This is a genomic window from Mycobacterium shunyiense (assembly GCF_058270075.1).
Genome location: NZ_JBZDPU010000008.1, coordinates 166304 through 183530 on the forward strand (window position 1 = coordinate 166304; position 17227 = coordinate 183530).

A 17227-nucleotide genomic window follows, 5' to 3' on the forward strand; every position below is an offset into this window, starting at 1 on the left:
GTGCGGTATCTGCTGAACCATCTCGACGACCTGTGGGTGTTGACCATCGTGCATCTGCGGTTGTCACTGGTGCCGATCGTGCTCGGGCTGCTGATCGCGGTGCCGTTGGGCGCGGCGGTTCAACGCACCACGGCGCTGCGGCGGCTGACCACCCTGACCGCGAGCATCATCTTCACCATCCCGTCGCTGGCGTTGTTCGTGGTGCTGCCGCTGGTCATCCCGACCCGCATCCTGGACGAGGCCAATGTCATTGTGGCGCTGACGCTTTACACCACGGCGCTGTTGGTGCGGGCGGTGCCGGAGGCGCTCGACGCGGTGGACGATCAGGTGCGTGACGCGGCAACGGCGATCGGCTACCGACCGTGGGTGCGGATGCTCAAGGTGGAACTTCCGCTCGCCATCCCGGTACTGATCGCCGGGCTGCGGGTGGTGGCCGTCACCAACATCTCGATGGTGTCGGTGGGTTCGGTGATCGGCATCGGCGGCCTCGGCACCTGGTTCACCGAGGGCTATCAGTCCAACAAGAGTGACCAGATCATCGCGGGGATCATCGCGATTTTCGTGCTGGCCGTCGTCATCGACACTTTGATCATGTTGGCCGGCAAGGCCATCACGCCGTGGAATCGCACGCCTCGAACGCCGCGGGCCACGCGCGCCAAGGCGGCAGCATGAACTTTCTGCAACAGGCACTCGACTTCATCTTCACCGCCGCCAACTGGGCCGGGCCCGCAGGGTTGACTGCCCGCATCGTCGAACACCTGCAGTACACCGTCGTCGCGGTGGCGGCTTCGGCGGTGATCGCGATCCCGGTCGGCCTGCTCATCGGGCACACCGGGCGCGGCACCTTCCTGGTCGTCACCGGGGTCAACGCGTTGCGCGCCCTGCCCACGCTCGGCGTGCTGCTGCTCGGGGTGTTGTTGTGGGGGCTCGGCTTGGTGCCGCCGACGGTGGCCCTGATGCTGCTGGGCATTCCTCCGTTGCTGGCCGGCACCTACGCCGGGATCGCGAACGTCGATCCCGCCGTGGTGGACGCGGCCAGATCGATGGGCATGACGGAGCGGCGGGTGCTGTTCGGGGTCGAGGTGCCCAACGCGCTGCCGTTGATCGTCGGCGGTCTGCGAACCGCGACGCTGCAGATCGTGGCGACCGCGACGGTGGCGGCCTACGCGAGTCTCGGCGGGTTGGGCCGGTATCTGATCGACGGCATCAAGGTGCGGCAGTTCCACATCGCGCTGGTGGGTGCGCTGATGGTGACGGCGCTGGCCTTGATTCTCGATGCCGCGCTGGCGTTCGCGGTGTGGCTCTCGGTACCCGGTAGTGGCCGCTTGGGAGGTCGACGACGGATTCCGCAGCCGTTGCTCGGCGACGAGGTGGCGCTCGAGTCGCGTCCGGCGGGGAGTTCCGGACTCGGCTACGAAGGCCGCGCGTCGTCGCATACGGTAGACGGGTGAGCGACGAGAAGGATCGTGCCTGGCCAGCAGTGTTGACCTGGCGGGCGCACGACGAACCCCGGATGGAATCCGCTCGGGTTCAGCTGTCGGGCAACAGGATCAAGGCCTATGGCCGGATCGTGGCGGCTTCCACCGATTCCCACCCGGCCTTCTCGGCCTCCTATGACCTGGTCACCGACGAGACCGGCGCCACCAAGCGGTTGTCTCTGACTGTCACGCTGGCCGAGCGGGAACGCCAGCTCTCCATCGCCCGCGATGAGGAGAACATGTGGCTGGTGCAGGATCACACCCAGACCAAGCGCTCGGACTTCGGCGGTGCGCTCGATGTGGATCTCGTGTTCAGCCCGTTCTTCAACGCGCTGCCGATCCGGCGGACGGGCCTGCACCAACGCGCGGAGTCGGTGACGCTGCCGGTGGTCTACGTGCGGTTGCCGGACCTGTCGGTGGAGACCGCGAACATCAGCTACAGCAGCCCGGGGCCCGGAGCCGCGGTGAAACTGCGCTCGCCCGTCGCCGACACCACCATCACGGTTGATCCCGACGGCTTCATCCTTGATTACCCAGGACTGGCAGAGCGGATCTGATCACCCCGCCGGCTCGTCCGGCGGCGGCCAGCTCGGCCCGCCAGTTGTCGGTGCCGACCACCGTGGTGATGATCTCGGGGCGGCTGAAGCTGTCGTAGCGCATCCGCGCGGCATGCCCGGTCTCGACCAGATCGGCCACCGAACCCGTGTCCGCCAGTGTCTCCTTGGCTCGCGTCAGCAGTTCGATGCCGTGTTCCAGCGCGGGCAGCAGCTGGTCGGCGTTGGCCTCGCACATGGCCCGCACCAGGTCCGGTGCGGTGGCCGCCACCCGGGTGCCGTCGCGGAATGATCCGGCGGCCAGGGCAAAGGCCAGCGGAACTTCTCCGGCGATCACGGCCAGGGTCTCGGCGAACAGGTGCGGCAGGTGCGAGATCGTGGCCGCGGCGGCATCGTGCTCGTCGGAGCGGGCCGGCACCACGACGGCGTGGCAGTCCAGGGCCAGCTGGGCCACCTGGGACCAGACGCCGGCGTCGACGTGGTCGTCCACGCTGACCACCCACGCGGCGCCGGTGAACAGCGTGGCATCACCGGCCGACCAGCCGGAGTGCGCGGTACCGGCCATCGGATGCCCGCCGACGAAGTTCTGCAGGAGGCCGGCTTGTGCCACCTCGGCGAGCACCGCGCCCTTGACACTGGTCACGTCGGTCAACGGGCACTGGGGTGCAGTGCTGCGGATGCGGTCGAGCATCTGCGGCAGGGCCGGCATCGGCACCGCCACCACGATCAGCGCGTTGCAGTCGGCCGCCCGGCGCAGCGCCTCGTCGAGGTCCGCCGTGGCGTCGAACCCGTCGAACTTGGCGGCCGCGACGGACTCCAGCGACCGGTTGTAGCCGAAGACCTCACGGCCCGCCCCGGCAGCGGCGCGCATCAGCGAGCCACCGATCAGACCGAGGCCCAACACGCACACGGGTGTGTTCGTCACGCATCAAGGTTGGCACACCGACCCGGCCGGGGCCGAGGGTGATCCCTGTCAAAATTGCTGGTCGGCGACTACCGTAGGCGGGCATGGAGGCGCAGCGTGCACCGGCAGACCTGCCCGATGGTTTCGGGGTGGCCGTTGTCCGGGAGGACGGCAGGTGGCGGTGTGCCCCGATGCGGTCGTCATCGTTGAAGAGTTTGACCGCCGCCGAAACCGAGCTTCGCGAGCTGCGCAGCGCCGGGGCGGTGTTCGGACTGCTCGATGTGGACGACGAATTTTTCGTGATCGTGCGGCCCGCACCGGCGGGTACCCGGTTGCTGCTGTCGGACGCCACCGCGGCACTGGACTACGACATCGCCGCAGAGGCGCTGGAGAATTTGGACGCTGACCTGGAAGAAGAGGATCTCGAAGACTCGGATCCCTTCGAAGAAGGCGACCTCGCGGTGCTGTCCGACATCGGTCTGCACGAGGACGTGCTCGGGGTGATCTTGTCGGAGACCGACCTGTACGCCGACGAGCAGATCGGGCGGATCGCCCGCGAGATGGGCTTCGCCGACGAGCTGTCGGCGGTGCTCGACCGGCTCGGTCGGTGAGTGCCTCAGACGAATCCCTGATCCGCGCGGCGCTCGGGGCTGCCCGGACAGCCGGTCCGCGCGACGTGCCGATCGGTGCGGTGGTGTTCGCCGCCGACGGGACCGAGTTGGCGCGCGCTGCGAACGTCCGTGAGGCCACCGGCGACCCGGCCGGGCACGCCGAGATCGTGGCGATGCGCGAGGCCGCCCGGGTGCTCGGCGACGGGTGGCGGCTGGAAGGTGCGACGCTGGCCGTGACAGTCGAGCCGTGCACGATGTGCGCGGGCGCGTTGGTGCTTGCCCGGGTGGCGCGGGTGGTGTTCGGCGCCTGGGAACCCAAGACCGGGGCGGTCGGCTCGCTGTGGGATGTGGTCCGTGATCGCCGGCTCAACCACCGTCCCGAGGTGGTCGGCGGGGTCCTGGCCGACGAGTGCGCGGCCCTGCTGGAGGAGTTCTTCGCGGCCCAGCGGTAAGCGATTAGGGCTTGGCGCGCTCGCCCGGTAAGCTGCCACACGGTGGCGTGTCCGAGCGGCCTAAGGAGCACGCCTCGAAAGCGTGTGACGGGTAACCCCCGTCCGAGGGTTCAAATCCCTCCGCCACCGCCATAAATCCCGCACCTGTTCTCGCAGGTAGCGGGATTTTTTGCGATCAACGCGCGACGCAGATCACTCGCCTGGGCGCTGTGTCGAGCGTGCAGCCTTTCTGTCGCTGATGGCGAAATTGCGACAACAACCTGCACGTTCGTCACAGGGTTTCCAACCGGGTGGCGGTGACGGTTCCGCTGCCGGCGTCTGAACCGACCTTGCGGGGATAGCGTGCGGCCAGTTCGGCGAAGCTGGTGAAAGACGTTGACCACCCCAGGCTTTCGATCCAGTGCCGGGCGTCGTCACCGAGGCCCCGATCGACATTGGACGTGCCGCGATACAGGTCTGCGGCGCCGTCCACCGACTTCAGTGTGGTGTTGAAGCTCTGGCTACCCATGGTCGGGAATTCGTACCGGCTGCCGGGCGTGGACAGTCGCGTGATCGCCTCGACCCCGGCGCGAGCCGAGGCCCTCGGCAGTGTCATCAGGGCATGGTCGACCCAATGCGTCGGGATGGCGGGATCAAACCCGTTGGTCACCAGGGATTCTGCCCAGTCGCCGTCGGACAGGTCGGCCTCGATGACGTGGCGCTCGCAGGTCGCGACGGCGTCGCGCAGGGTCGGTTCCTTGAAGGCGAAGAGCTGGGGTAGATCGACCTCGAACAGGTGCACGGACCCGGGCCAGGTCAGCCGGAACGCGTGGGTGTCCAGCCCGGCGCCGATCAACACGATCTGGGTGCGCCCGGCATCGGCCGCTTGGGTCAAGGCGTCGTCGACCAGGCGGACACCGACTGTGCGGGATTCGTACATCACCGCGGCCAATCGCAACACGGTCGCCCAGGTTTCGGCGGCACCCTCGGGCGCGTCCGGGGCGAGATATGCCTGCTGTGCTGCCGCGACGAAGCGGGCGGCGTAAGGATCGGCATAGAGGCGGTCATCCCGTTCGGATTCCCGGGCTCGGATCACCGCGACCCCGACGGCGGTGAGTGGTGGGCCGGTCAGTGTTGTGGGCAGCTCTGAACCGTGCATGGATTCCCCCTCGATGCGTCACATTCATTACTTGACGGCAGGTAAGTAATGGATCCGGCCACGCTAAGCTCATCCCTTACCGGGCGTCAAGTAATGGGAGGGGCTGGATGGCAGGTCGACGGACCGACACCCGCGACAAGATCCGCGCCGTGGCCCTTGAGCTGTTCTCGGCCCACGGCTACGACCACACCTCGATCCGTCAGATTGCCGAAAGTCTCGGGATCACGAAGGCCGCTGTCTACTACCACTTCCCGGCAAAAGAGGACATCGTGGTGAGCCTTGCCGACGATTTGCGTACGGGTGTGGACGAGATCCTGAGCTGGGCTGCCGATCAACCTGCGGGCAGGGAAACCGGACTCGAGGTCCTGCGACGGTACGGCACGGTTCTGCACGGCACCGGCCGGGCCATGACGCGGTTCATGCACGAGAATTATGCGGCGTTCAATCGGCTCGGGGTCGGCGCCGACCTGCGCTACCAGTTCCGCACCGTTTCCGACGCCATGACTGCCCCCGCCCACGATCCCGTCGCGGTGTATCACGCCCGCCAGGCCCTGCTGACCATCTCCTGGAGCGTGGCAATGATGGGTGACCTGCCGCTCACCGATGAGCAGTGCAACGACACGGCCATCGCGATCGCCGCGGACATTTACGAGCGCACCTTCTAGCGGCCCGATGTCCCAACTAGATCCGCGCCCACGGCGCGAAGGCGTTGCGCTGCCCGCGCAGTGACGGCTCGAGCTCGGGATAGTGCCGCAGCAACACCGAGGTCATGTCGTTGTGGTCGATCCAGTCCATGCCCTCGGGGGTGTAGACGCGCGGCGTGAAGTCCACGGTGTAGAACCGGTCGCTCTTGAGGCGACGGGTGGCCATCAGCACGAAGATCCGGAATGCGGTGTCGCTGAACCCGAATCCCTCTGGCAGTTTCTCGCCGAACATGCCGACGGTGGTGTCCACCTTCTCGATGTCGCCGCCGTAGATCTCGGCCATCACAGCGGCGGTGGAAGCGTCGCCGCCGCTGATCTGGTCGAAGCTGGTCACCGGGTTCAGTCGCAATGCACGGCGGAAGTCGTTGTAGCGCGGGACTCCTCGTTCCCGGGAGCGCAGGATGTCGGTGGCGATCATGTCGAGTGTGTGTTCGTCGGTGCGCTGGAAGTTCCGCATGAAATTCGGGCTGTTGTGCAGGGTGACCGCGCCGGGATGGGCGACGCCCAGGGAGTACAGGCACTCGGCCACACCCATGCTCTTGAGGACACCGCGGGAGTTCGCCCCGCCGTGGATCTCGCCGAAGGTGAGTTGGCGTGGCTCGACTCCGGTTGTCAGGCTGAGGAATTCATAGTCATCGGGCACCAGGGGGTGCATCCGGTAGACGGTGACGAAGTCCTCGGTAATCGAATACGGGGCGGTGTGGTGGTCGGTGGTCGAGCCCGGGATACCGCTGACCACATCGCTGGACCCGATCCGGCCGAACAACTCCTTGACCCGCTCACCGGCTAGGCCGAACCAGTTGGCCCGCATCCCGATCTGCAGGGTCGGATGCCCCAGGATCGCCGGGGTCCATTCGATGGTGTGGATCTTGGCGATCAGCGCGGCGTTGATGAGTCGTGCCTTGTTGAACAGTTGGTCGTCGTCCCAGTTCGGATATGCCGCCTTGAGCCGGTCACAGATGGCGTTGTGCTCACGCATGAATATCGTGCCCATCAGCTCCATGCCCAGCCACCAGCCGTCCGCGCCACCGGAAGCGCCGATGAGGGCCGGGTCGATGTCGATGAACCCGTCGGCGTCGATGCGCACCTTGCCGCCCTTGCCGCTACGGATGGCCTTCTGGAAATCCTGGTTGCTGCCGTAGATCTGCGAGGCATCCCACCAGTGGGTTTCGGTGTTGACAAAGGTCGAACCGCCCGGCGCGGCCGTGGGGTCGACGGCCGTGGCGGGGACCTTGATGGTGTCCTCGGGCCATTCGTCGTCCCCGTTGGGGCGGGGGATCTCGAGCATCCGATTGGCGTCGGTACCGTGGCTGAACCAGTCCCGGGTCTCGAACTGCAACCACGCCCCGGCGAGCACGTTGAGTGTGGTGGCCGGCTTGAATTCGCGGCGCTGCAACAGTTTGGTGCTGATCAGTCGGGGATTGGGATCCATCAGCTGCGGCAGCGTCTCGGCCCGGCCCTCGGCCAGGGGCACGTTGCGCCCGAACCGGGTGTTGGCCATGCCCATCGACGGCGCCGAGAGGTCGTTGTAGGCGCCGTTGGCCGTCCGGTTGGTCAGGTATTCGGTCGGGGCCAGCGGCGGCGCCTCCGGTGGCTTGCCCTGGTAGGTGTCGTACAGGTTGTGCTCGCGCAGGGCATCGCGGATCCCGACCAGCACCGAGATGCCGACGATCGGGGGCAGCTTGTCCCAGCCGATCCGCCGGTCGACCAGCTCAGTGGTTTTGAGAAACAACCTCGTGAGAAGCGATGGCATGACGGGATCCTTTCCAGGCGATGACGGCGAGAGCGGTGTTGATGGCGGAGATGACTGTGGCCGTCACGCCGTGGCGGCGCGGCAGATCGCCGCGCGCTGTGGTGACGGCGGCCGACAGGGTGTCGGTGGCGTGGATCAGGACGGCGAGGTTCTCGGCCCGACGAAGTTCGCTGCCCCGCAGGACGAGCAGATCCAGCCCGATCAGCACGGTCCTGATGCCGAACATCCGGAACGGATAGCCGGCCGAACGATCGCGTGCGGTGTCGACGCCGAGGCGGGTGAGAAGTCTTTCGGGCGCCGCAAGGGCGGTCGCGCCATTGAGGATCCGGATCACCGCCAGCGCGGTCCGTGCTGCTGTCGGGCTCAGCATGTCTAGATCTTGGGCGTTCGCCGCGGCCGGTGCATGAGTAGTCGGCTACTTGTTTCGCCTGATTCGCCCGGTCTTCGTCAGAGCTCGTCGCAACGGCGTTGAATGTGTCCATGGATCTGATGTCGCCGACCGATTCGATGTTCCTGATCGCTGAGACGCGGGAGCACCCGTTCCATGTCGGTGGCCTCGCGCTCTACGAACCTCCGGCCGGCGCGGGCAGTGACTTCGTGCGCGAATTGCACGAGGAGATGGTGGCCCAGACCGACATTCAGCCGGTGTTCCGCAAACACCCGGCGACCATCCTCGGCGGCATCGCCAACGTCGGCTGGACCTACGACAACGACGTCGACATGGACTACCACCTGCGCCGGTCGGCGCTGCCGACCCCGGGCCGCGTTCGGGATCTGCTGGAGTTGACCTCCCGTCTGCACGGCGGCCTGCTCGACCGGCACCGTCCGCTGTGGGAGGCGCACCTGATCGAGGGACTCGCCGACGGCAGGTTCGCGGTCTACACCAAGATGCACCATTCGTTGATCGACGGGGTGTCGGCGCTGAAGCTGTTGATGCGCACCCTGTCGCAGGATCCGGATGACACCGAGGTGCGGGTGCCGTGGTCGCTGCCGCGCCGCAAGCGGGAGAAGCAGAGTTCGTCGGTGCTGCGAACGGTCGCCGATACCGTCGGCTCGGCCGCGGGCCTGGCGCCGTCGACGGTCAAGCTGGCCCGTTCGGCGCTGCTCGAACAGCAACTCACCCTGCCGTTCGCGGCTCCCAAGACCATGTTCAACGTCAAGATCGGCGGAGCCCGCCGGGTCGCGGCCCAGTCCTGGCCGCTGGAGCGGTTCCAGCGGATCTCGCGGGCCGCCGGGTTCACAGTCAACGATGTGGTGCTCACGGTGTGCGCCGGAGCGCTACGTGCCTATCTGGTGGAACAGGACGCGCTGCCGGACCAATCGTTGATCGCGATGGTGCCGGTGAGTCTGCGCGCCGAACACGAGGCCGACGCCGGCGGCAACATGGTCGGCACGGTCCTGTGCAATCTGGGTACCGATGTGGATGACCCCGCCGAGCGGCTGAATGTCGTCGGGGAGTCGATGCGGGGCAACAAGAAGGTGTTCTCCGAACTGCCGAGAGTCCAGGCCCTGGCGCTGTCGGCGCTGATGATCGCCCCGCTGGGCCTGGCTGCGGTTCCCGGATTCGTCAAGGCCACGGCACCGCCGTTCAACCTGGTCATCTCCAACGTGCCCGGGCCGCGACATCCCTTGTACTGGAAGGGCGCTCGGCTTGACGGCAACTATCCACTGTCGATCGCGCTGGACGGGCAGGCGATGAACATCACCTTGGCCAACAATGCCGACAACCTGGATTTCGGGCTGGTCGGATGCCGGCGCAGTGTGCCGCACCTGCAGCGGATGCTCAGCCATCTGGAGGACTCGCTCAAGGCGCTGGAGGTGGCGTCGGGCGCCTGACGCCATGCTCACATCCTCCGCGTCGATCAGCCCGCGGACCGCAGGAAATCTCCCGAGATCTTGACCGCGGGCGTCGAGGAGTCCCCGCCCACCACCAGCGTCGCGAACGCGATGTCACCGGCGATCCCGGCGAACCACCCGTGCGAGTGCGTGTTGTCGCCGAATTCCGCCGTACCGGTCTTGCCACCGAGATCCGGGATATCGCTCAACTGGCTGGCGGTGCCCTCGGCGACGGTCTTGCGCATCATGTCCCGCAGCGCTGCGGTGACCCCGGCCGGCAGCGTTTCGGAGGGCGTATCGGCGGTCACCTTCTCACCGTCGACCAGGCTGGGCAGGACTGTCGAGCCGTGCGCCAAGCTCGCCTCGGCGACGGCGAGACCGAACGGGCTGACGGTCACCGTGCCCTGGCCGATACCGTTCTCCACCCGCTGGGCGGCCGTGTCGGCGTTGGGAACGCGGCCCGTAACAGTGGTGAGCCCCGGAATGGTGAAGTCCACCCCGATACCGAACGCGCGCGCCGTCTTGGTGAGCGCATCGGCGGGCAACTTCTCCGACAGTGCCGCCATGCTGGTGTTGCACGAGTGGGAGAACGCCGACGCCAAAGGCACGGTTCCCAGGTCGAAGTCATCGTCGTTGGGAATGGTGCGGTTCTCGATCGTCAACCGACCGGGGCATGCCACCGGGCTGTCCGGGGTGGCCAGGTTCGCTTCCAGCGCGGCTGCGGTGGTGATGGTCTTGAACGTCGACCCCGGCGGGTAGAGCCCGGAAAAGGCAATGGCGCCTTGGGGATCCGCCGCCGTGTTCTGTGCGGCAGCCAGAATCCCGCCCGTCTTGCCCGACAACGCGACCAGCACCGCGGGACGCGTCTCCTGGTCGACGGCCTGTTGGGCGAGCAGTTGCAGCCGCAGGTCCATCGTGGTGCGCATCGGGTCGGTCGGTGCGGGCGGTTGCGCGGTGAGCCGCTGCGCGGCCGCGCCCTCGGCGTCGACCAGATAGACCGACCATCCGGCGGCTTTGGTGATCCGGTCGTGCCACAGCTCGGTGAGCCCGCCGATGGCCGGCGAAGACAGCTGGCGGTCGGCAGTCAGCAAGTCACCCTGCTCGGCCACGGTGACCCCCGGAATCTGGGCCAGCTGGTCGCGCACCTGGGCGAGGTCGTCTTCGCGCAGTTTCATCACCGTCACGCGGTCGTCGGTGTTCGACGTGAACTGCGCGCCGATGGATTCCGCGGTCGTAGTGGCATCGAAGCGGTTCAACAGCGCGGCAAGCGGCGCGGCGGAACCGACGTGGGCGCGGTCCAGCGACACGACGCCAACGGTCTGCCAGGTCATCAATGGCTGGCCGGTCCGGTCGAGCACCGGGGTCTGCAGGTCACTGTCGGTGCTGTACTGAAAGCGCAAGCCGTCCCGCAGATCTCGGTGCAACAGCGTCGGGGTCCAGGTGATCAGCCAGTCGTCGCCGGTCTTGGCAGCGGTGCCGGTGGTGTCGTAGCCGAAGTCGTGGCCCTCACCCCAGGACCACTGATACTTCAGGGTCGCGCCGGTCTGGTCATCGGGTTCGGCGCTGACCTTGACCGAGGCGGCGTCGCCCATGCCGTTGAACATCGAGGTGATTGCCGGCTCGGCAGCTGCGGGGTCATCGGTCTGCACGGCCGCGCCGTGAGCGTCCTTGCGTTGCAGGGCTTCGGCGAATGCGGTGAATCGGTCAGCCGGGTCCGGGGACGACGAGCATCCCACGACGGGAAGAAACAGGCCGAGTAGCAGGAACCAGACGATGGCGGGGCGGTGCCGTCGAGTCATGCCCCCAGCATGACATCCCGGGCTCTAGGCAGCCTTGTCCGTGTCTGACGCCTGTTGCGGCTTGGCCCGGTGCTTGGGCTCGGACTTGGGCTTGGGCTTGAAAGAGTCCCTGACGTTCTTCGCCACATCCGACATAGTGTTTCGCATCTCGTCGCGCCGCTGCACGGGTGCGCGCTTGATGGGCCTCTTCGGGGTCTCGGCGTCGGCATTCGTCTCGACTGCCTTGGGGGCTTCCTTTGCCGCGATACGGACGGTGGGTGCCGGAGCCGTCGAAGGTGGTGTCGTCGAGGGCAATCCATCCTTGAAGTTGTCCGCTCCCTGCTGCAAGGCACCGGGGACCTGGTTCAGGGTCTCGGCAATCCGCTTGGGGGGCGTGATCAACGAGAACCGGGTCGGCGTGGCGGGATCGGAGTAGTCGCGATCGGTGTAGCCCATGTCGACGGCGAGCTTGAGGGTGGGCTCGATCGCGCCGAGCACCGGCTCGGTGAATGCCGTGGTGTGCAGCGCCGTCGACACGTCGCGGATGGGCTGCAGCAAGGGCAGGTGCTCGGTCTTGACCAGGATGTAGGTGTCTGTCCCGCCACCCGGCGTGGTGACGGTCTTCACGATGACGGCGTCGGGATTGTTGAGGTCGGTGGCATCCGGCGTCGGGTCGCCGTGCAGATAGACGAACCCGGCCGCGGCATTGGCTAGTGCCAGTGGATTGGCGTAGGCCGGGAAGTCGCCGACCGGGTCGTACTCGATGGTGATGAAGGTTTCGTCATAGGGCGACTGTTCGGCTGCGCCGGTGCTGGTGAATCCGAGGAGCCCGAGCGGTCCCATATTCGGGAAGCGGGCATAGATTCCGCCGTTGGGAACCGTGGGCGCCGCGATGTACACGAACTTCAACGCGCCGGTGTCAGGGCTGTTTTGGGCATCGAGTTCGCGCTTGTACTTCTCGGCGACGATGGTCCCCTCGGAGTAACTGACGATGTAGACGGTCCCGCCGGGGCCGGCCGCGGTGCGCGCTTGGGCGACTGTGTCGATCAGCGGCTGGCGGCCCTCGGCGACGCTGTCATCGATCGGCAATGTGGCCGGGTAGTTGACGCCGTAGAACTGGCCTGGGTCGGTACCGACGAACTCGCCGCCGTACGGCACGTAGTTGCCCTGGAACTTGTTCGGGATCCGGTCGCTGTTCGGGTTCTTCGCCCCGCCGACACCGACCACCGCATTGCCGCCCGGCAGGGTGGCCGCCAGCGCGTCGGCGACATGTCCGAAGGTGAGCACCGCGGCCAGGCCTGCGGTAGCACCGGCCACCACGGCAGTCGATGATCGTGCGCGCTTACGTTGGTCGGCCACGGTGCTCCTCAGGTCGTCCGAACTGAAAACGACTGAGAACAGAGCGTGGGCCCGGGATCAGTCCGGGCCCACACTATGCCAGATGTTTGCTAAAAGTGAGTGGATTGCTACGGGCAGGAGACTTCCAGCTCGAAAGGCTTGGTCACCGGGTTCATTCCATCCACACCGGTGGCCTCACCCTTGATCGTGTACTTGTTGCCATCCTTGGTGGCTTCCGCACTGCCGCCGGGTACGCCGGGCGTGTAGCCGAGGCTGACGCCGTCGATGTTGCCGAGTGCCACTGCGGTCACCGACGGCTGGTCGCCTTCGCCGAGGGTGGCGCTGACCGCGGACATGCCCTGCCCGACGGTCAAGGTGACATTGCCTGCGACCGTGGCACACACAACCGTGCCCTCGACCTTGTGGTCCTTGCCGTCGATGCTGACCCGGGCGGTGCCTGCACCCGTGGTCGCCTTGGCGTCGCCTGCCTCGACCGAAGCCGTTGCCGACGCCGTTGCGGTGGCCTTCGTCTCGCTTGAGGTGTCTTTCTTGTCGCTCGACGAACAGCCGGACAGGCCGGCGATGACGATCGCGGCGCCGCCGACGGCAACCAGGAACTCACGCTTCACCACTGCTCTCCTCACGGTTGTGCAGCCCGTCGTCAGTGGCGGACTGTCAGGCAGAAGTATTGGGGTTGATGCAGGTCATGGGCATGGGATTGGAAGAATCGTTCCCCGCGGACGCGAGGCGGTCGTAAGTTCAGCGTCATGCAGACGTTGCGTACTCCAGATGACCGGTTCGCTAATCTTCCCGAGTTTGCTTATCTACCAGTCTATTCCGAGATCGACGACAGCGAGGGTGGCCGATTGCGGGTGGCGTGGGTGCAGGCCGGCCCACCGGAAGCCGACCCGGTGTTGTTGTTGCACGGGGAACCATCCTGGTCGTTTCTCTACCGGCGCATGATCCCGATCCTGGCCGCGGCGGGCCATCGCGTCGTCTGTCCTGATCTGGTCGGCTTCGGCAGATCGGACAAACCCACGCGCATCGAGGATCACACCTATGCCCGGCACGTCGAGTGGATGCGGACGCTGGTCTGCGATGTCTTGGACCTGCGGCGGGTGACCCTGGTCGGTCAGGACTGGGGTGGCCTGATCGGGCTGCGACTGGCGGCTGAGAATCCCGACCGGTTCGCCAACATCGTCGTTGCCAACACCGGGCTGCCCAGCGGCGACATTCCCATGCCGGAAATCTGGTGGCAGTTCCGCAAGGCCATCCAGAATCTGCCGACCATCGATGTCGGCAGATTCGTGGAGGCCGGATGCCGTCGCCCGGTCAGCGACGAGGTCCGGGCGGCGTACGACGCGCCGTTCCCCGACGACACCTTTTGCGCGGGTCCGCGCGCTATGCCCGGTCTTGTTCCCACCGCACCCGACGACCCGGCCGCGGCCGCCAACCGGTCAGCTTGGAAAGCGTTGACGGCCAGCGAAACCCCGATGCTGGTGGCGTTCAGCGACGGCGACCCGATCACCGGAGCCATGGCGCCCATCTTCCAACGGGACATGCGGGGCGCACAGGGCGTCGATCATCCGACGATCGCGAACGCGGGTCATTTCCTGCAGGAGGATGCCGGCGAGGAACTTGCCGGGGCGATCGTGACCTTCCTCAGGGGCAGGTGATCGCGATGTCGAACGGCATGTCCACCGGTTCGCCCGGCTGGTTGGGGTCGATGCCCATGCCGGTGCCGGTGATCGTGTAGGCCTTGCCGTCGCGTGCGGCCACGACCGGTGCGCCCGACAGGCCGGACAGGTAGGTCAGCGAAGCCCCCTCGCCGTTGACGTCGCCGATGTTCACCGACTGCACCACGGGGGCCTCGCCGTCGGTCAGCGCCACGGAGGCCGGCATCTTGCCCTTGACGCCGATCGTGGTCAGCCCGTCCTTGGTCTCGCAGCTGACGCTGGTCACGGGGCCGGCGTCGTTGGGACCGAAGGTCACCCGCCCCTGGCCGGACTTTCCTGATGAACCCGATTCCTGCGACGAGCATCCGGCGACTGCAGCCAGACACACAGCAAATCCGGTGGCAATGACAATGGGGCGGCGCATGACCAAATTCACGTCCGCAGTATGGCCGCGTGCGCCCCCGTGACGGAAATCGGACGCGCATCCGGTTGAATACCAGGTGTGGACCAGCCGTATTTCACCGTGGAGGCCGAGTTGCCCGGCCGACTTGGTCGGGTCGGGATAATCCACACGCCGCACGGCGATATCCAGACTCCGGCGTTCATCGCGGTCGGCACCGCGGCCACCGTCAAATCGGTGCTTCCCGAGACCATGAAACAGCTTGGTGCCCAAGCGATCCTGGCCAACGCCTACCACCTCTACCTGCAACCGGGCCCGGATGTCGTGGCCGAGGCCGGCGGGCTCGGGGCGTTCATGAACTGGCCCGGACCGACCTTCACCGACAGCGGCGGCTTCCAGGTGATGTCGCTGGGTGTCGGGTTCAAGAAGGTCCTGGCGATGGATACCGAGCGGCTGCAGGCCGACGACATCATCGCCAAGGGCAAAGAACGGTTGGCTCACGTCGACGACGACGGGGTCACCTTCCGCTCGCATCTGGACGGTTCGAAGCACCGGTTCACCCCGGAAATCTCGATCGGCATCCAGAACAAGCTCGGCGCCGACATCATCTTCGCGTTCGACGAGCTCACCACGCTCGTCAACACCCGCGCCTACCAGGAAAGCTCGGTGCAGCGCACCCATGAGTGGGCGGTGCGGTGCCTGGCCGAGCATCACCGGCTGCAGGCGCTGTCACCGGAGCGGCCGCGGCAGGCGTTGTTCGGGGTGGTGCAGGGCGCGCAGTACCAGGATCTGCGCCGGCAGGCCGCGAGCGGGCTGGCCTCGATCGGGCAGGAGGCCGGGCCCGCCGAGGGACTGAGCTTCGACGGCTACGGCATCGGCGGCGCGCTCGAGAAGCAGAATCTGGCCACCATCGTCGGCTGGGTCAGCAGTGAACTGCCCGCGGACAAGCCCCGGCACCTGCTTGGCATCAGTGAGCCCGATGACCTGTTCGACGCCGTGGCCGCCGGAGCGGACACCTTCGACTGTGTGTCGCCGTCACGGGTGGCGCGCAATGCGGCGGTGTACTCGGCGACCGGCCGCTTCAACATCACCGGGGCGCGGTACAAGCGGGATTTCACCCCGATCGATGCCGAATGCGATTGCTACACCTGCGCCAATTACTCCCGCGCCTACATCCGGCACCTGTTCAAGGCCAAGGAAATGCTGTCGGCGACGCTGTGCACGATCCACAACGAGCGGTTCGTGATCCGGCTGGTCGATCAGATCCGGGCATCGATCCTGGCCGGCGAATTCGATGAGCTCCGGTCGCATGTGTTGGGGCGGTACTACGGGGTGCCCGTCAACTGACCCGCCCGCACTTTGTCACGCTGGCGTGGCATTCGGCGACGGGAGCCACTCTGGCGTGACGGTCGGTGGCGCCGAGCAATAGCGCGACAACGATTGCCCCGGCAGTTACGGCTGCGGTCGCAGGCCATCCCATCCACCCGACCGCGGCCGCGCCGAAGGCGGTGCCCAGGCTGCCGCCCACGAAGTACACCACCATGTAGGCGCTGTTGAAGCGCGCGGGTGCGGCGGCGTCGATCGCCAAAACCGTGCTCTGATTGGCAACTTGAGCCGCGAAGAGCCCGGCGTCGAACACGGCCAGACCGATGATCGTGGCCGCCGTGTTCGACAGGCACACAGCGAGGCTGATCGCGCCGAGGGCCGCGACGACCAGGCCGACCAACATCACTCGACGTGGACCCACGCGATCGGTCCACGTGCCGGCGATGCGCGTTGCGAGGATGCCCAGGAGGCCGGCGAGCGCGTACAGGCCGATCCGTTCGGCTGTGTACGAATACGGCGGTTGTGCCAGCGCAACAGCGAGCCCGGCCCACACCGCGCAGAACGCGAAGAACCAGAGCGCGCCGCGTACCGCGGCCATGCGCAACGTCGGGAATCGCAGGTAGAGAGCGGGCAGGCCGCGAAGCGTCTCCATGATGCCGCTCGCGGTGGAACCGGCGGTGGCAGGCAAGGTCCGTACGGCGACAACTGCGGTGACGGCCGATGCGAGGGCGAACACGAGCAGAGCGCCGCGCCATCCCGATACGTCGGTCAGCCAGCCGCCGGCGATGCGGCCCCCGATGATCCCGGCCGAAATGCCCGCCGTGACAATGCCCAGTGCGGTGGCCCGGCGCCCCTCCGGGACGAAGCGCGCGGTGATCGAACTCAACTGCGCACCGACCGTGGAACAGGCACCGATCAGCATGATGGTGAGCGCCAGCAACCACATCGTGCCGCAGGCGGCGTTGGCGGCCAAGGCTGCGGCCAAGGCGCCGAACTGTGCGGCGAGGACGTACTTCGGTGGAAACCGGTCGACGAGCGGTACCAGCAGGGCGAGCCCCAACAGATAGCCGACCGGGCCGCACGCCAGCGCGACACCGACGTGGGCAACCGAGATGTCAAGACTGTCGGCCACATCGGACACCGCCGGTTGGAGCGGATAGATCGCGGCAGTACCGAGTGCGGCGGCAATCGCCATGAACCACACGGTGATTCGGGTCATCTGGGGCTGCGATGTCATGCCGCTGACGCTATGGGCGCCCAGGTCAGCGTGCTGGCGGAA

At 66.9% G+C, this 17227-nt stretch carries 18 protein-coding genes and 1 tRNA gene; 10 read left to right on the forward strand and 9 right to left on the reverse strand.

What is annotated here, in order from left to right:
* Genes AC4ELH_RS07590 through AC4ELH_RS07600 form a run of 3 tightly spaced genes read left to right on the forward strand, consistent with a single transcriptional unit; the run spans position 1 to position 2035 of the window.
* Positions 1-672, forward strand: a complete 672-nt coding sequence (locus AC4ELH_RS07590; RefSeq protein ID WP_064885828.1) for an ABC transporter permease — start codon at positions 1-3, stop codon at positions 670-672.
* On the forward strand, positions 669-1451 hold the full coding sequence (locus tag AC4ELH_RS07595; RefSeq protein WP_064957386.1) for an ABC transporter permease: 783 nt from the start codon (positions 669-671) through the stop codon (positions 1449-1451). Before AC4ELH_RS07590 ends, AC4ELH_RS07595 begins: the two co-directional genes overlap by 4 nt.
* Positions 1448-2035, forward strand: coding sequence for a putative glycolipid-binding domain-containing protein (locus AC4ELH_RS07600; protein ID WP_064885826.1), 588 nt, complete (start codon positions 1448-1450; stop codon positions 2033-2035). The genes AC4ELH_RS07595 and AC4ELH_RS07600 overlap by 4 nt, the downstream gene beginning before the upstream one ends.
* Here the strand turns inward: AC4ELH_RS07600 and AC4ELH_RS07605 are convergent.
* Entirely contained in the window at positions 1998-2942 is a 945-nt protein-coding gene (locus AC4ELH_RS07605) for a prephenate dehydrogenase (RefSeq protein WP_498884098.1), read from the reverse strand. The genes AC4ELH_RS07600 and AC4ELH_RS07605 overlap by 38 nt on opposite strands.
* A gap of 98 nt (positions 2943-3040) precedes the next feature.
* Between AC4ELH_RS07605 and AC4ELH_RS07610 the strand changes: the two genes are divergently transcribed.
* The 3 genes from AC4ELH_RS07610 to AC4ELH_RS07620 all read left to right on the forward strand — a co-directional run bounded on the left by AC4ELH_RS07610 (position 3041) and on the right by AC4ELH_RS07620 (position 4131).
* Positions 3041-3547: a tRNA adenosine deaminase-associated protein gene (locus AC4ELH_RS07610; RefSeq protein ID WP_064885821.1), complete on the forward strand. Its 507-nt coding sequence runs from the start codon at positions 3041-3043 to the stop codon at positions 3545-3547.
* Positions 3544-3999: a nucleoside deaminase gene (locus AC4ELH_RS07615; protein WP_064885819.1), complete on the forward strand. Its 456-nt coding sequence runs from the start codon at positions 3544-3546 to the stop codon at positions 3997-3999. Before AC4ELH_RS07610 ends, AC4ELH_RS07615 begins: the two co-directional genes overlap by 4 nt.
* A gap of 41 nt (positions 4000-4040) precedes the next feature.
* Positions 4041-4131, forward strand: a tRNA-Ser gene (locus AC4ELH_RS07620).
* A 139-nt stretch (positions 4132-4270) separates the two neighbouring features.
* On the opposite strand, the gene AC4ELH_RS07625 is transcribed toward AC4ELH_RS07620, so the two are convergent.
* Positions 4271-5137 carry an SAM-dependent methyltransferase gene (locus tag AC4ELH_RS07625; RefSeq protein WP_498883741.1) on the reverse strand — a complete coding sequence of 289 codons (867 nt, stop codon included), beginning with the start codon at positions 5135-5137 and terminating at the stop codon, positions 4271-4273.
* 107 nt (positions 5138-5244) lie between these two features.
* On the opposite strand from AC4ELH_RS07625, the gene AC4ELH_RS07630 reads away from it, so the two are divergent.
* Positions 5245-5802 carry a TetR/AcrR family transcriptional regulator gene (locus AC4ELH_RS07630; RefSeq protein ID WP_448446246.1) on the forward strand — a complete coding sequence of 186 codons (558 nt, stop codon included), beginning with the start codon at positions 5245-5247 and terminating at the stop codon, positions 5800-5802.
* Between the two features lie 16 nt (positions 5803-5818).
* Here AC4ELH_RS07630 and AC4ELH_RS07635 read toward each other — a convergent pair whose 3' ends face one another.
* Both AC4ELH_RS07635 and AC4ELH_RS07640 read right to left on the reverse strand, forming a co-directional pair.
* Complete coding sequence (locus tag AC4ELH_RS07635) at positions 5819-7594, reverse strand: peroxidase family protein (RefSeq protein WP_448446248.1); 1776 nt, start codon at positions 7592-7594, stop codon at positions 5819-5821.
* Positions 7554-7964 carry a hypothetical protein gene (locus AC4ELH_RS07640; RefSeq protein ID WP_448446250.1) on the reverse strand — a complete coding sequence of 137 codons (411 nt, stop codon included), beginning with the start codon at positions 7962-7964 and terminating at the stop codon, positions 7554-7556. Before AC4ELH_RS07640 ends, AC4ELH_RS07635 begins: the two co-directional genes overlap by 41 nt.
* Before the next feature lie 110 nt (positions 7965-8074).
* Here AC4ELH_RS07640 and AC4ELH_RS07645 point away from each other — a divergent pair, with 110 nt between their 5' ends.
* Positions 8075-9430 carry a WS/DGAT/MGAT family O-acyltransferase gene (locus tag AC4ELH_RS07645; RefSeq protein WP_448446252.1) on the forward strand — a complete coding sequence of 452 codons (1356 nt, stop codon included), beginning with the start codon at positions 8075-8077 and terminating at the stop codon, positions 9428-9430.
* A 26-nt stretch (positions 9431-9456) separates the two neighbouring features.
* Here the strand turns inward: AC4ELH_RS07645 and AC4ELH_RS07650 are convergent, their stop codons facing one another.
* From AC4ELH_RS07650 to AC4ELH_RS07660, 3 genes are all read right to left on the reverse strand, one after another.
* Complete coding sequence (locus AC4ELH_RS07650; protein ID WP_498883745.1) at positions 9457-11229, reverse strand: penicillin-binding transpeptidase domain-containing protein; 1773 nt, start codon at positions 11227-11229, stop codon at positions 9457-9459.
* A gap of 24 nt (positions 11230-11253) precedes the next feature.
* A complete protein-coding gene (locus AC4ELH_RS07655) occupies positions 11254-12567 on the reverse strand; it encodes a PE-PPE domain-containing protein (RefSeq protein ID WP_448446257.1) in 1314 nt (437 codons plus the stop codon).
* Between the two features lie 107 nt (positions 12568-12674).
* Positions 12675-13175 carry a lipoprotein LpqH gene (locus AC4ELH_RS07660; protein ID WP_064885896.1) on the reverse strand — a complete coding sequence of 167 codons (501 nt, stop codon included), beginning with the start codon at positions 13173-13175 and terminating at the stop codon, positions 12675-12677.
* 138 nt (positions 13176-13313) lie between these two features.
* Here AC4ELH_RS07660 and AC4ELH_RS07665 point away from each other — a divergent pair, with 138 nt between their 5' ends.
* Positions 13314-14222: a haloalkane dehalogenase gene (locus AC4ELH_RS07665; RefSeq protein WP_448446259.1), complete on the forward strand. Its 909-nt coding sequence runs from the start codon at positions 13314-13316 to the stop codon at positions 14220-14222.
* Here the strand turns inward: AC4ELH_RS07665 and AC4ELH_RS07670 are convergent.
* Positions 14209-14658, reverse strand: a complete 450-nt coding sequence (locus AC4ELH_RS07670) for a lipoprotein LpqH (protein WP_064885798.1) — start codon at positions 14656-14658, stop codon at positions 14209-14211. The genes AC4ELH_RS07665 and AC4ELH_RS07670 overlap by 14 nt on opposite strands.
* 66 nt (positions 14659-14724) lie before the next feature.
* On the opposite strand from AC4ELH_RS07670, the gene tgt reads away from it, so the two are divergent.
* Positions 14725-15969: a tRNA guanosine(34) transglycosylase Tgt gene (gene tgt / locus AC4ELH_RS07675; RefSeq protein WP_448446262.1), complete on the forward strand. Its 1245-nt coding sequence runs from the start codon at positions 14725-14727 to the stop codon at positions 15967-15969.
* Here the strand turns inward: tgt and AC4ELH_RS07680 are convergent.
* On the reverse strand, positions 15962-17185 hold the full coding sequence (locus AC4ELH_RS07680) for an MFS transporter (protein WP_498883747.1): 1224 nt from the start codon (positions 17183-17185) through the stop codon (positions 15962-15964). The two genes, tgt and AC4ELH_RS07680, sit on opposite strands and share 8 nt — an antisense overlap.
* Positions 17186-17227: the final 42 nt, after the last annotated feature.